Here is a 13,823-nt window from a genome sequence, read left to right as displayed (position 1 = left end):
CGCGCGGGCCAGAGGCCGCGCAGCGATTGGTGGAGGCAGTCTACGCTGGCGTCGGCGGCAATTCCTGAAGCCGCGCTGAATCGTTCTGAACGGTGACGGACGGCGGATGCGCACACGCCGGCTGTGACTTGCGCATGAGCGGCGCCGGTAACGGCGCGCGCAGCACGAACGTGAAGTTGCACACCTTCGTTCACCGGCTGGCGGCGATCACTTTCTTGCGGCCGTGCGCGGGTCGCATGATTCGCGTGGCAAAACAGGCTGGCGCAGGAGTGGCCGCACCGTGCAGCGTCGAGGCGGGTTCCGTCGAAGAACGCGGCCGCCTATGCGACAAGGTAAGGACAACGAAGCGGGGAGTGGAAACGGAACATCATGCAATGACCTCAGCGCGGCGAGCCGAGGCCGAACGATGCGGCGAGTTGCGGCCCTTTCTCGAGCAACGCGGTCACGTCCTCGCGCCGCCGTGCCGACCATTGCGCGAGGCGCGCGACGACATCGGCCGCGTCCGCCGGCAGCGCTTGCGCGAGCGACACGGCGTCGCTCGCCGCCTTCGATGTGCCGGACGCCGTATGCGGGCGCACGGTGCAGGCCGCATCGCCGACCAGTGCGACGCGACCGTCGGCGAAGGCTGGGCTCAGCACGTCGAAGATCGCCTGGTTGAACGGCGCGCGTGTCGCGAGCACCAGCTGCGACAGCGATGCCGGCAAGCGCTCTTGCGCCAGTTGCCGCAGCGACGCAACGGTCTCGTCGGCAAGCATGCCGGGGTGCACGGACGCATGATGGACGTTGCCGTTCCGGTCGGTCAGGTGGCGGCGCAGCGCGGCGCGATCGGCTTCGTTGCGATACCACAGCCAGTTGAAGCGGCGCAGGCCCGGCGCGAGCGAGCCGTCGAGCGCCGGAATCAGGAACGCCATGAACAGTTCGCCCGGCGCTTTGTGAAGCGTCATGTTCTCGACCAGCGGTGCGATCGCGGCGGGCTCGAAGCCGGCTTCGTCGACGATGCCGCGCCACGCGAGGTAGCCGGCAAACGACGGCGCATGGCCGGGAAACATGCGCGCGCGCAGGCTCGAGCCCGCGCCGTCGGCGGCAATCAGCACGTCCGCGCGGATGCATTCGTCGCCCAGGTGCACGTCGACCCCGCCGGCATCCTGCTCGAAGCCGCTGACCGCGCGGCCATAACGGATGCGTCCGTGCGGCAGTGTCTCGCACAGCGAGCGGTAGACGGCGTCCCACGACGAGAACGGCAGCATTTCGGGTTCGTCGCGCGTGACGATGCCGGCGCGGTCGATCCAGCGCCGCCGACGGGTCGGCACGCTGATCGTCTGCCGGCAATGACGGCCATGCTGTTCGAGAAACGCCATCATCCGGCGCAGCACGGCCACGCCGCCGCCCTGGCCGCGCAGCGGAGACGGCGAGCGCTCGTAGACCGTCACGTCGTGCCCGATGCAATCGAGTGTCAGCGCGGTTGCGAGACCGGCGATCGACCCGCCGGCAATGGCTATCTTCATGGTGCGTGGCTCCGTGTTCGAGAAGCGGCCTGGCGGTCCGGCGGCCCGGCTGCGCGGCGACGTGTGCCGTGCCGTGCCGACGGCTCGCCGGATGATGGCATGTCGGCCGGCGGGCTGCGCCGATCGTGCAAGCGTCGTCGCGCGAGCGCGACATGGCGGCCCGATCGCGCTAGATCCGCAGCAGCTTCCCCGCATTGCCGCCGAGTATCAGCGCGCGCTGGGCCGCGCTCAGGTCGAGCCGGTTGAGAAAGCGGACCGGCTGTTCGTAACCCATGTCGAAGCAGTAGTCGCTGCCGAGCACGAGCCGGTCGACGCCGACGTTCGCGATCAGGAAGTCCAGCACCGGCCCCGAATGGGACACCGTGTCGTAGCTGAAGCGCCGCAGATAGCTGCTGGGCTTCTGCGCGAGCCGGCGCGTTTCGGGACGCACGGTCCAGCCCGCGTCGAGGCGCCCCGCGACGATCGGCAACGCGCCGCCGGCATGCGGCAACGTGAAGTGCAGGTTCGGATGACGGTCGAGCACGCCGCCGAGGATCAGGTGCGCGGCCGCGATCGCCGTGTCGAACGGATTGCCGAGCAGGTTGCTCAGGTAGAAATCGCCGAGCCGCGCGCCGCCGACGGTCTGCTGCGGATGCAGGAACACCGGCAGGTTCAGTTGCGCGATGCGCGCGAAGACCGGTGCGAACAACGGGTCGTCGAGATCGCGGTTGTCGATGTTGGTGCCCATGTACACGCCCCGCACGCCCGGCAACTGCGCGGCGCGCTCGAGTTCGTCGATCGCGTCGGTCGCGTTCAGCATCGGCAGCGTCGCGAGTACGACGAAGCGCGTCGGATGCCGCTCGTAGACGCGCGACGCGGCCGAGTTCCAGGCGCGCGCGAGCTTCGCATTGAACGGCCGGTCGCCCCAGTACGCCATCGGCACGCTGAGCGACAGCGCCTGGACGTCGACGCCCGATGCATCCATGTCCCGCAGCCGCGCATCGACGTCGATGAACTTCATCGGCAGCGGGCCGAGGCCGCCGGCGGGCGTGCGGAACGTGAACGACGCGTCGTCGCACGCGAACGCGCCGCCGAAGCGCTTGCCTTCGCCGCCGACCAGATCGCAGAAGCTTTCCGGGTAGTAGTGCGCGTGGATGTCGATCGCGCGCGGCCGCTGCAGCGGCGGGGTGGCCGACGCGGCCGGCGTGCTCGCGGTTGCGGCGGCCGATGCCGAGCGGCCGGCCAGGGCCGTGCCGGCGAGTGCGGCGAACGTGCCGAGCAGGCGTCGCCGGGCCGGCGACGGGCAGCAGGTGCAGGTCAGCATGGTGTCTCTCATGGTGTATCGGGTGTTCGAATCGTGCGGCTCAGCCGCGTTGCGTGATGCCCGTCGTGATGCCCGTTTCGCACGCGACGAGCTGCGTGTCGAACTGCTCGCGCTCGCGCTGCGCGCGGGCCGAGCGATCGGTGACGGAGAACAGGACGATGCCGGCGAACGCCGCCGCCATCGAGAACAGTGCCGGGTATTCGTACGGATAGACCGCGTGCGCGTGGCCGAGCACCTGCACCCACACGGTCGGGCTCAGCACGGTGAGCCCGACGGCGGTGGCGAGCCCGAGCAGGCCGCCCAGCACCGCGCCGCGCGTCGTCAGGCCGCGCCAGTAGATCGAGAGCAGCAGTACCGGAAAATTCGAGCTCGCCGCGATCGAGAACGTGAGGCTGACGATGAACGCGATGTTCTGCTTCTCGAACGCGATGCCGAGCAGGATCGCGAGCACGCCGAGCACCACGGTCGTCGCGCGTGCCACGCGCATTTCCTCGCGATCGGACGCGCGCCCGCGGCGCAGCACGTTCGCGTAGAGGTCGTGCGAGATCGCCGATGAACCCGCGAGCGTCAGCCCCGCCACGACGGCCAGGATGGTCGAGAACGCGACCGCGCAGACGAAGCCGAGGAACACGTTGCCGCCGACCGCGTGCGCGAGGTGGATCGCCACCATGTTCACCCCGCCCGTCACGGCGCCGGATGCATCGTGATAGCGCGGGTCCGGTGCGACGAGCGCGATGGTGCCGAAGCCGATGATGACGATCAGCACATAGCCGGCGCCGACGATGCCGGTCGCATGGAGGATGCTCTTGCGGGCGGCCTTGACGTCGCCGACCGTGAAGAAGCGCATCAGGATGTGCGGCAGGCCCGCCGTGCCGAAGATCAGTGCGAGGCCGAGCGACACGGCGGAGACCGGATCGGAGACCAGGCCGCCGGGGCGCAGGATCGCCGCATGCTTCGGATGCGCGCTCACAGCCTGCGCGAACAGCGCGTCGAGGCTGAACCCGAAGCGGCTCAGCACCATGAATGCCATGAATGCGGCGCCGGCGAGCAGCAGCACGGCCTTGATGATCTGGATCCAGGTCGTCGCCAGCATCCCGCCGAAGAACACGTAGATCACCATCAGCACGCCGACCACCAGCACCGCGACCCGGTAGTCGAGGCCGAACAGCAGCTCGACCAGCTTGCCCGCGCCGACCATCTGCGACACCAGGTACAGCAGCACGATGACGATCGAGCTCGACGCCGCGAACGCGCGGATCGGCCGTTGCCGCAGGCGATAGGACACGACGTCGGCGAGCGTGTACTTGCCGAGGTTGCGCAGCGGCTCGGCGATCAGGAACAGGATGATCGGCCAGCTCGCGAGAAAGCCGACCGAGTAGATCAGGCCGTCGTAGCCGCTCGTGAACACCAGCGCGGAGATGCCGAGCAGCGACGCCGCCGACATGTAGTCGCCGGCGATCGCCCAGCCGTTCTGCAGCGCGGTGATCCGGCCGCCGGCCGCGTAATGGTCGGCCACGCTGTGGTTCTTGCGCGCGGCCCAGCGCGTGATGACGAGCGTCGACGCGACGAACAGCAGGAACATGCCGATCGCGACCGGGTTGTGTCCGTGCGCGAGCGCCGCGGGGCCGGCCGCGCACGCCGGTGCCGTGCAGGCGGCGGCGATCGATGCGAGGAGCAGGCGTTTCATTGCGTGTCTCCGTGACGGATGGACGCGACGCGCGCGTCGTGGACCGAATTCGCGTGGCACACGTACAGCGCGACCAGCGCGAACGTGACGACGAACATCCCGAAGCCGACCGGGATGCCCCACGGCGTCGGCCGGCCCGGCACGATCGGCTGGCCGAGCAGCGCCGGCGAAAACGCCAGCGTGAGGATGAACGCGAAATAGAGGGTGAGCATGACGAGCGTCAGCGACCAGGCGAGCAGCCTTCTGCGCCTGACGAGCGTGCGAAAACGGGCATCGCGCAGCAGCGGATGGGCGGCCTGCGCCGGCGAGTCATGGGCGGGCGCGGTGCCGGCGGTGGCCGGAAGCGGGTGGTTCACGGTGTCTCCTCGATGGATCGAATGTCGCGGCCGGGCGGCGGGCGTCGCGCGTCTCGTACGCGGCGCCCGCCCGTGCCCGGCTCAGAAATGCGGCTCAGAAATGCGGCGGCACGGCGGTTTCCCGCATCACGACTTCCGGCGTGCGATAGCGCTCGGCCATTTCGCGCTCGATGTCGTTTTTCAGTTGCGCCTGCATGTAGGCGCCGAGATGGCGCGCGTGCTGCACGATCGCGACGCCGAAGGCGGTGCGCGTTTCGCTGTAGTCGCTCAATGCGTCGAGCGTGTCGGCGCGCGTGCCGAGTGCCGCGGCGAGTGCCAGCGCATCGCCGGCCGCCTTCGTGACGCCCATTCCGCAATGCGGCCGCGCGACGAACGCGGCGTCGCCGAGCAGCGCGATCCGGCCGAATGCCATGCGCGGCACTTCGAGGTCGTAGATCGGCTGGAACAGCGGTTGCGTCGCGCGTGCGACGACTTCGGCGAACTGCGGCGCGAGCAGCGCGTCGGCCGCGTCCTCGAGATCGGCGAGGACGTCGCGCCGGATCAGCGTCGGCGGAATGCCGCCCGCCCACAGCTTGCCGGTCTCGTCGGTCAGCAGGTTCGGCAGGTCGGTGTCTTCGCGCGTCGCGCGATACCAGACGAAGTTGTAGCGGCGCGCGCCGGGTTGCGTGCTGTTGCCCTGGCCGGCGACCGGGTAGCCGAGGATCTGCTCGTGCGGCGGCAGGCCGAACGCGAACTTGTTGAACAGGCTCGCGTGGGTCGCGTCCGACAGCGCGGTTTCGTCGACCAGCCCGCGCCACGCGACGTAGCCCGCGTATTGAAGCCGCGCGTCCGGCAGCAGCCGCTCGCGGATCGCGGAGCGGAACCCGTCGGCGGCGATGACGAGATCGGCGTGCACGACCGAGCCGTCGGACAGCGCGACGCACGCGTGCGCCGGCCCGTCCGCGACGTCGGTCACGACGGCGCCCGCGTGGTAATGCTGATCGGGTAGCGCCGCGCGCAGCACGTGATACATCTTGCTCCACGCGGTGAGCGTCTGCGGCAGCCGGCGCGCCGACTCGACGGTGCCGTCCTGCGACAGCGTGATGCGCGACTCGACCTCGACACCGATCGACGCATCGATGCGCACGCCCGCGGCGCGCATCACGTCGAACAGCTCCGGATGCGTGACGATGCCTGCGCCGCGGCCCGACAGCGCCTCGGGCACGCGTTCGAACACGTCGACGTCCCAGCCGTTGCGCAGCAGGAGGTTCGCGGCGAACAGGCCGCCCAGCGAGCCGCCGACGATCGCAGCCTTGCGGCGGGTCGAAATGCTGTGGTTCATATCAGTCTCCGTGAGCGATGCCGGCCGATGCGGCCGTGTCGGGAAGCGTCAGGCCGGCGACTTCGGCGGCAGGAAAGTTGAGTTCGATCGTCACGCCGGACGGGTCCTCGATGAAGATCTGATGCAGCCCGAGGCTCGGCACCGTGCGGTCGCGCCACGGGACGTTCTCGGCGCGCAGCGTGCCCCACATGGCTTCGACGCCGGTCGCGAGGAACGCGATGTGGTCGACGGTGCCCGTGCCGGTGGCCGGCAGCGCCTTGTCGCCGAGATACGCCGCGAGCCCGTCCGGGTTGTCCGGATCGACGCCGATGATGTGGACGATGCCGTAGTCGGCTTCGTCGCCGCCCTTGTAGAGCCATGCGCCGGGAAAGTCGAACGGCGGGCGATAGCCGCGTTCGAAGCCGAGCACACGTTCGTAGAACCGGCACGATCGTTCGAGATCGAGTGTGCGGATCGAGTAATGCGCGAGTCTGGATACAGGCATGGCGGACCTCGTGTTTATCATTCGATAAGTTATCGTTCGATAAACTATAGTCGAAAAAAACGACGGCCAGAAGCCGCGATCGAACGGTGTTTACCCGCAGCCGGAAACGGTGCCGGATGCCGCCGCGCGGCGGGCGTTACGACGTGATCTCGCCGGCCATGACGTTGTCCGCGTAGCACCATACCCAGCGCTCGCCGGGTTCGATCGAACGCGCGAGCGGGTGGCCGGTGTCGTGAAAATGCCGGCTCGCGTGGCGATTCGGCGACGAGTCGCAGCAGCCGACCTGCCCGCAGGTCAGGCACAGGCGCAGATGCACCCACTGGCTGCCGGACTTCACGCATGCCTCGCAGGTGTGCTTGTCGGTGTTCAGGACGCGTGCTTCGCCGAGATGCGTGCAGGTCGTGGTCATCTTTCGCTCCGATGCCGGCGCCGCAGGGTGCTCGCAGCGCGGCCGGCACGACGCTGCAAGCGGAGGTGGACGGGCTTCATTGTGGACGGCGCGCGGCGCGAGCCGACCTTAATTCTTGTTAACCGCGGCGGCGCGAAGGCGACGAGGACGTACAGTCGCCAGTGCGGCCGGCATTGAAATGCGGCAGCGCAGTCACCGGGAGGGATTCATGACGCAGTCTCAGCATGTCAAGGTCATCGGCTTGCCGAACAGCAAGGAAGCCTACGCAATTCGCGATTTCCTGAAGCGCGGCGTGGTCGAGTACGCATGGTGCGAACTGACGTCCGACACCGACTGCATGCGCGAACTGGGCATCGCGCCGCTCGCCGACATCCGGCTGCCGGCCGTGGTCTTCCCGGACGGCACGTGCCTCTACCAGCCGACGCTGCCGGAGATTGCCGCGAAGCTCGGCTGGGTCGCCCGGCCGCGCTTCGTCGAGTACGACGTGTCGATCTACGGCGCCGGTCCGGCCGGCCTGTCGGCGGCCGTCTATGCGGCGTCGGAAGGGCTGCGCGCCGTCGTGATCGAGCGCGACGCGATCGGCGGGCAGGCGGGAACGAGTTCGATGATCGAGAACTACATGGGGTTTCCGGACGGCATTCCGGGCGCCGAGCTGGCCGAGCGGGCCCGCCAGCAGGCCGTGAAATTCGGCGTCGAGCTGCTGATGATGCGCGAGGGCGTGCACGCGACGTTCGTCGGCGGCAAGATTCGCGTCGACCTGGCCGACGGCGCGATCCTGACCGCGCGCACGAACATCTGCGCGACCGGGATCGAATATCGCAGCCTCGGCCTGCCCGACGAACAGCGGTTTCTCAACGCCGGCCTGTTCTACGGCGCGGGTTCGAGCGAGGCGCCGATGTGCGAAGGCAAGCACGTGTTCATCGTCGGCGGCGGCAACTCGGCGGGCCAGGCCGCGATGAATTTCGCGCGGCACGCGCGCGAAGTCACGATGATCGTCCGCGGCGCATCGCTGGCGGCAACACTGTCGCATTACCTGGTCGACCGGATCGAGCGCACGCCGAACGTGACGGTCCGGTACCGCTCGAATGTCGACGCGCTCCACGGCGACGGCCGCCTCGAAGCGATCGTGCTGCGCTCGGACGACGGCGCGCGCGAGGTGCTGCCGGCCACGCACCTGTTCGTCTGCATCGGCGGTGCGCCGAACACGGAATGGGCGAAGGATACGGACATCATCCGCAACGCGGGCGGCTATCTGGTCACCGGCAGCGACCTGTACGACTGTCCCGCGTTCGAGCGCGTGTGGCCGCTCGAGCGCCGGCCCTACCATCTGGAAACGAGCGTGCCCGGTTCGTTCGCGGCGGGCGACGTCCGGTCGGGGTCGGTCAAGCGGGTGGCGTCGGCGGTCGGCGAAGGCGCGATGGCCGTGACCTTCGTGCACCAGTTCCTCGGCGAGGACGCGCACCGGCCGCGCGCAAACTGAGCAGTGCGATGCCGGCGCCGCCGCTGCCTCTGGCGCGCATGGGCCGGTATCAACGGGGCGCCGAAACCGGCAGCCGGAACGTCATCATGGTCCCGTGCCCGTCGCGCGGCGCCGCTTCGAGCGTGCCGCCATGCGCCTCGATGATCGAACGGCAGATCGCGAGGCCCATCCCCATGCCGTGCGACTTCGTCGTGAAGAACGGATCGAAGATGCGATTCGCGATGTCCGCATCGATGCCGGCGCCGCGGTCGGCGATGCGGACGACCGCATGGCCGTCCTCGACCTGCGAGGCGATCTCGAGTTCGCGCGGCGCGACGAGTCCGTCCATCGCGTCGAGTGCATTGGTGACGAGGTTGAGGATCACCTGCTGGATCTGGGTGCGGTCGGCCATCGCGGGCACGCCGTCGCAGTGCAGGTCGACGCGCAGCACCACCTGCTTCGCGTCGATTTCCGTCGCGGTGAGGCGCAGCATGTCGCGAATCAGGTCGTCGATCGCGACCGGCGCCAGCGCGGGCGGTGCCTGGCGCGCGAGCGATCGCAACGCGCGGACGATGTCGGCCGCGCGCACGCCGGACACACGGATGTCCTCCAGGCTCGCGAGCGCCTCGCCGAGATCGGGTTGCGGGCCGCGCAACCAGCGCATGCCTGCGCCGGCGCTCGACACGATGCTCGTCAGCGGCTGATTGATCTCGTGCGCGATCGATGCGGCGAGTTCGCCCATCACCGTCATGTGCGCGGTGCGCGCGAGCTCGGTGCGCGCGTGCCGCAGCGCGGCTTCGGTCTCGACCCGGCGGGCGTTTTCGTCGATCAGTTCCGCGTAGAGTCGCGCGGATTCGAGCGCGTTGGCGGCCTGCGGCGCGAGCACTTCCAGCATCGCGATGCGCCGCGGCGAGAACACGCCGTTGCTCAGTGCATTCTCGAGATACAGCACGCCGACCAGCGCGCCCTGTTTCAACAGCGGAAGGCAGAACAGCGAGCGCGTCGGGTGCGCGCGCAGGCTGTCGACGTGATCGGGAACGCCGTCGCGCTGCGCATTCGCGAGCACGATCGGCTTGCGGGTGCGCGCGACGGTGTTCAGGATCGACAGCGGCACATCCTGTTCCGCGGGTTCGCTGCGGGCGATGTCGACGATCACGTCGCTGCCCGCGATGCGCGCCACCGCCTCGATGGTCAGCCGGTCGTGCCGGGTGAGCAGCAGCAGGCCATAGCGCGCGCCGGCATACACGAGCATGTTGCGCATCAGCGTCTGGATCAGGCGCTCCAGCACGATTTCTTCGGACAACGAATGGGCTGCGCGCATCGCGAGCGCGAAATCGAGGTCCTCGCGCGCGGGCGCGGCCGGGCCGCCCGGCGACGGATCCATCACGAGGAACGGATGCTGCGCTTCCATCGCCCGCGTCTTGCCGGTCGCGCCCCAGCGCCGGTAGCACGCATGGGCGAGCCGCAACTGATGACGGGCCTGGCCGGCGAGCCCGAGCGACGCGGCATGCTGCGCGGCCCGTTCGTGCGCGAGCGCCTGTTCGTGCACGAAGCCGTGTTCCGCCGCGAGACTGGCCGACGTTTCGTACTGCTGCATCGCGACGACGTGCTCGCCGCGCAGGCGCGCGAACTCGGCATCGATCAGCGCGAGCTTGTTGAGAAACGTGCCCGGATTTCGCGCGCTCCACGTCGCGAACCTGGCGCGCTGCGGCGCGAAGCGCTCGAGCATGCGTTCGGGAGGCGTGGTGCCGTCGTCGGCGGCGATGCCGGCCAGCACGCCGAACAGGTGGAAATCGGACAACATGATGTGCGCGGGCGTCGACCACGCGCTCGACGCGGCCGCCTCGAGCGATGCGTGCGCCGTCGCCGCGTCGCCGAAGATGAACGCCGCCTGGCCGACGAGCACGTCGGTCCAGAACGCCAGCACCGACATCGGGGTCCGGGTCGACGCACGGGCACGCCACGTGCCGATCATCCGGTCGTGGCCGAACTGCAGCGCGTCGATGAATTCCGACTGGGTGGAGACGAGATCGACGATGTCGTCGTAGTGTGCGCCGCGCGCGATCTCCAGCAGCGGGTCGATTTCGTCACGGATCGCGGGCAGCGCTTCGCCCATCGACAGCAGGTCGCTGACGATGTGGTTGCAGCTGTAGCACATCCAGCGCAGCTCGGCGCTCGCATTGCCGGCCGCTTTCGCCTCGCGCGCGCGTTCGAGTGCATAGGACAGCGGCCGGGTCCAGACGCTCACCTGGTCGAGTGCGATCAGCGTGGCGGAGCGATAGCGTTCGAAGCCGTGGCGATCGACCAGCGCGAGCGCGACCTTCGCGAATTCGAAGCCGTCTTCATACGCGTTGTGGTGCCCGGCGATGCTGACGCCATACCACGCGAGCCCCTGTACCGACGCGGCAGTGACACCGTGGCGCAGCGTCAGCCGCACCATCGTCGCGAAATGGAGCAGCATCAGCCCGCCGCTCGGATAGAACATCGCGGCCTCGAGCGCGGTCAGCAGCGCCATCGTGGCTTCGACGCGCGTGTCGGTCATCACGGGCAGGTCGACCAGGTCGGCGATGGCGCGGCCGTCGAGCGCCGCGCGCACCGCATCGCAGGCCGCATCGAGATCGGCCCCGGACGGCTCGGCCGGCAGTTCGACGCCGAGCAGCGCCAGCCCGGCCAGCGCGACGTCGATGGCTTGCCGGTAGTGCGACTCCACCGTGAGCTGCGCGGCCTTCAGCCGATGCGCCTCGGCCCGGTCGGCGGGCGTGCGCGTACGCGCGATGAGCGTGTCGATCGCGTCGGACGCCTGCGCGGTTTCGCCGGTCGCGAGCAGCAGGCCGCTGCGCAGGATGCCGATCCGGCTGGCGAGGCCGTAGTGTTGCGACCAGGCATGCGGGCCGAGCAGCGATTGCGCCGACGCGAGAAACGACAACGCACGATCGCGCGCGGCGGCCGTGGCCGCGGCCTCCGCGGCGTCGGCGAGCGCACCCGCGAACGCGAGCGCGAGCGTGTCGTCGAGCGGCACGCCTTGCGCCAGTTCGATCTGGGCGGCGAGCGCCAGCAAGGAGTCGGGTGACGGCGGGTTCGCGCGTGCGAGCATCGCGGCGGCGATCCGGGCGTGGCGCAGCGCGCGCTCCGGGCGCCCCGTGAGTGCGTAGACGGCCTCGAGGATGCGGTCGTGAGCGAAGCGCCAGCGGTCGCCGGAGAGCGACACGAGACCCATCCGGCGCGCCGGGTCCAGCCAGAAGCGGAGTTCGGCCAGCGTTTTGTCGGCGGCCGCGCGCAACAGCGCTTCGTCGATATCGATGCCGATACAGGCCATCAGCGCCAGCAGTGTTCTCGTTTCGTGTGGCAAGCGCTGCATCCGGACCGCGAGCAGGCTCACGACGTTCTCGGTCTCGTGGCGCGCGTCGATGTCGTCCGCATTCCATTGCCACGTTTGCCGCACCGGATCGTAGCCGAGCAGCTGCTCGTCGATCAGCGTGCGCAGTAGCTGCTGGATATAGAAGGGATTGCCGCCCGTCCTGCGATGAACGATGTCGCCGAGCCCGGACAAGCGGGCCGGCGCCTCGCCGAGCATGCCGGCGAGCAGGCGCGTGACGTCGGGCGTATCGAGCGGCGCCAGCGTCAGCGACGCGACGCGGGCGGAATCGAGCTGCTCGAGCAGGCGCCGGAACGCCGGCGCGTCGTCATGCGGCGGCCCGCTCCGATAGCTGGCAACGATGCAGACATGGGCCGGCGGATCGAGCGCGATCGATGCGAGGAACGCGAGCGTCGCGTCGTCGGCCCACTGGATGTCGTCCAGTGTCATGACGAGCGGCTCGCCCGGCGCCGCGAACGCGCGGAATGCATTCACGACGATCTGGCACAGATGAAATTCGGGGATCGCGTCGGTCGGGTCGAACGCGACGGGCTCGACGTCGAGCAGCCACCCGGTTTCCGGGAAGATCGCCGCAAGAAGACTGGCCTGACGGCCCACGCAGTCGCGCAGCCGCGCGGCGATCGCCGCGATTTCGTCGTCGCGCCTGGCCAGCGCGCTGCCGAACAGCGTGCGCAGCGCCTGCAGCACGGGCGCATACGGCCGCGCGGGCTGGAACCGGTCGACCGTGGCCGACGCGAACCAGGCGGTGCGCGACGCGGCGCGCGCATGACGCACGAAGTGTTCGGCGAGCGCGGTCTTGCCGACGCCGGCCGGTCCGCCGACCAGCACGATGGCCGACTCGCCGGTGCGCGTGACGGTCTCCAGGATCCCTTCGAGCAGGTGAATTTCCGCGTCACGGCCGACCGGCAGGTCGGGTGTGTGCAGACCGGCGAACGGATCGCAGCCGCCGAGCGCGAAGGGCTCGACGCGCCCCGCGGCGAGCCAGTCGTGCAGGATCCGTTCGAGATCGTGCTGCACCGCTTCACAGGACGGGTAGCGATCGGCGGGTTCCTTGGCGATCAGCTTCAGGATCAGATCGTTCAGGATGGCGGGCACGTCGCCGCGAAACGCCGCGGGCGGCGACGGTTGGATCGCGACGTGCGCGTGGACCCAGTCGGACGTCGACGCGGCCTTGTAGGGCATCGCGCCCGTCAGCAGGCGGAACAGCGTGATGCCGAACGCGTACAGGTCGGCACGCTCGTCGACGGACGCGCCTGCCGAGACTTCCGGCGCGGCGTACGCGGCGAAATCCGTGCGCATCGTGCGGTCCGCCGCCTGCTGCGTGGCGCGCTCCCGGGCATGGGCGAACGAGCGGAGCATGACGGTGCCGTCCGGTGCGATGACGAAACTGGCCGGCTGGAGATCGCCATGCAGCCAGCCGCGCCGATGCAGTTCGCCGAGCGTGCGGGCGGCGCCGATCGCCGTTTCGAGAAAGGCGTCGAGCGGCAGCCGGCCGTCGGTCAGCGTGTCGAACGCACGCATGTCCAGGCGCGGATGGACGAGCACCGGGCCGTCGGCCGCGCGGATCAGCGCCACCGGCATGAGCGCCCAGGCCGGGTCCAGGATCCCGGTCAACGCATATTCCTGCTCGAACTGCCGGCAGCGCTGATCGAATTCCCAGCTGGTCTGGCACGCCGGCCACACGCGCCCCGTCGCGGGGTCGGTCAGGTCGAACGTCAGGACGTCGCCCGAGCGCACCACGTTCGACAGGCGGGCACGCGCGAGCCATTCGGCATCCATTCGATTCGTGTCGTCCGGGTCACGCAAGGGCTGATTCACGGTGGGGCGGCGGGCTGGGTGGAGGAGGGTGGAACCGGCTCGCGATGCGGGATCGGCCGGGCTCGGTCGCGCGCGTTCGGGCGGCGACCCGTGCATTGTCCGACA

The 13,823-nt window shown here is 69.6% G+C and carries 9 protein-coding genes; 1 reads left to right on the top strand and 8 read right to left on the bottom strand.

Annotation, left to right across the window (positions count from 1 at the left end; translation table 11 throughout):
- Positions 1–380: 380 nt before the first annotated feature.
- From U4Y91_RS18470 to U4Y91_RS18440, 7 genes are all read right to left on the bottom strand, one after another.
- Positions 381–1,505 (bottom strand): FAD-dependent monooxygenase, encoded by a 1,125-nt coding sequence (locus U4Y91_RS18470; protein ID WP_321806248.1) that lies wholly within the window; start codon positions 1,503–1,505, stop codon positions 381–383.
- A 169-nt stretch (positions 1,506–1,674) separates the two neighbouring features.
- Positions 1,675–2,820: an amidohydrolase family protein gene (locus tag U4Y91_RS18465; protein ID WP_321806247.1), complete on the bottom strand. Its 1,146-nt coding sequence runs from the start codon at positions 2,818–2,820 to the stop codon at positions 1,675–1,677.
- Positions 2,821–2,848: 28 nt separating this feature from the next.
- The gene (locus U4Y91_RS18460; protein WP_321806246.1) at positions 2,849–4,495 is read right to left on the bottom strand and encodes a cation acetate symporter; all 1,647 of its coding nucleotides are present in this window, start codon (positions 4,493–4,495) and stop codon (positions 2,849–2,851) included.
- Positions 4,492–4,851: a DUF485 domain-containing protein gene (locus U4Y91_RS18455; protein ID WP_321806245.1), complete on the bottom strand. Its 360-nt coding sequence runs from the start codon at positions 4,849–4,851 to the stop codon at positions 4,492–4,494. Before U4Y91_RS18455 ends, U4Y91_RS18460 begins: the two co-directional genes overlap by 4 nt.
- A gap of 94 nt (positions 4,852–4,945) precedes the next feature.
- Positions 4,946–6,172: an FAD binding domain-containing protein gene (locus U4Y91_RS18450; protein WP_321806244.1), complete on the bottom strand. Its 1,227-nt coding sequence runs from the start codon at positions 6,170–6,172 to the stop codon at positions 4,946–4,948.
- A 1-nt stretch (position 6,173) separates the two neighbouring features.
- The gene (locus U4Y91_RS18445) at positions 6,174–6,656 is read right to left on the bottom strand and encodes a VOC family protein (protein WP_321806243.1); all 483 of its coding nucleotides are present in this window, start codon (positions 6,654–6,656) and stop codon (positions 6,174–6,176) included.
- 136 nt (positions 6,657–6,792) lie between these two features.
- Positions 6,793–7,065, bottom strand: coding sequence for a UBP-type zinc finger domain-containing protein (locus U4Y91_RS18440; protein WP_321806242.1), 273 nt, complete (start codon positions 7,063–7,065; stop codon positions 6,793–6,795).
- A 208-nt stretch (positions 7,066–7,273) separates the two neighbouring features.
- Here U4Y91_RS18440 and U4Y91_RS18435 point away from each other — a divergent pair, with 208 nt between their 5' ends.
- Complete coding sequence (locus tag U4Y91_RS18435; protein WP_321806241.1) at positions 7,274–8,545, top strand: NAD(P)/FAD-dependent oxidoreductase; 1,272 nt, start codon at positions 7,274–7,276, stop codon at positions 8,543–8,545.
- A gap of 49 nt (positions 8,546–8,594) precedes the next feature.
- Here U4Y91_RS18435 and U4Y91_RS18430 read toward each other — a convergent pair whose 3' ends face one another.
- A complete protein-coding gene (locus U4Y91_RS18430; RefSeq protein WP_321806240.1) occupies positions 8,595–13,679 on the bottom strand; it encodes an AAA family ATPase in 5,085 nt (1,694 codons plus the stop codon).
- Positions 13,680–13,823: the final 144 nt, after the last annotated feature.

This window comes from Burkholderia sp. BCC1993 (assembly GCF_905339865.1).
Lineage (GTDB): Bacteria > Pseudomonadota > Gammaproteobacteria > Burkholderiales > Burkholderiaceae > Burkholderia.
Note: the sequence above shows the minus strand (reverse complement) of the source record. Positions and strands in the feature narration are given on the sequence as shown.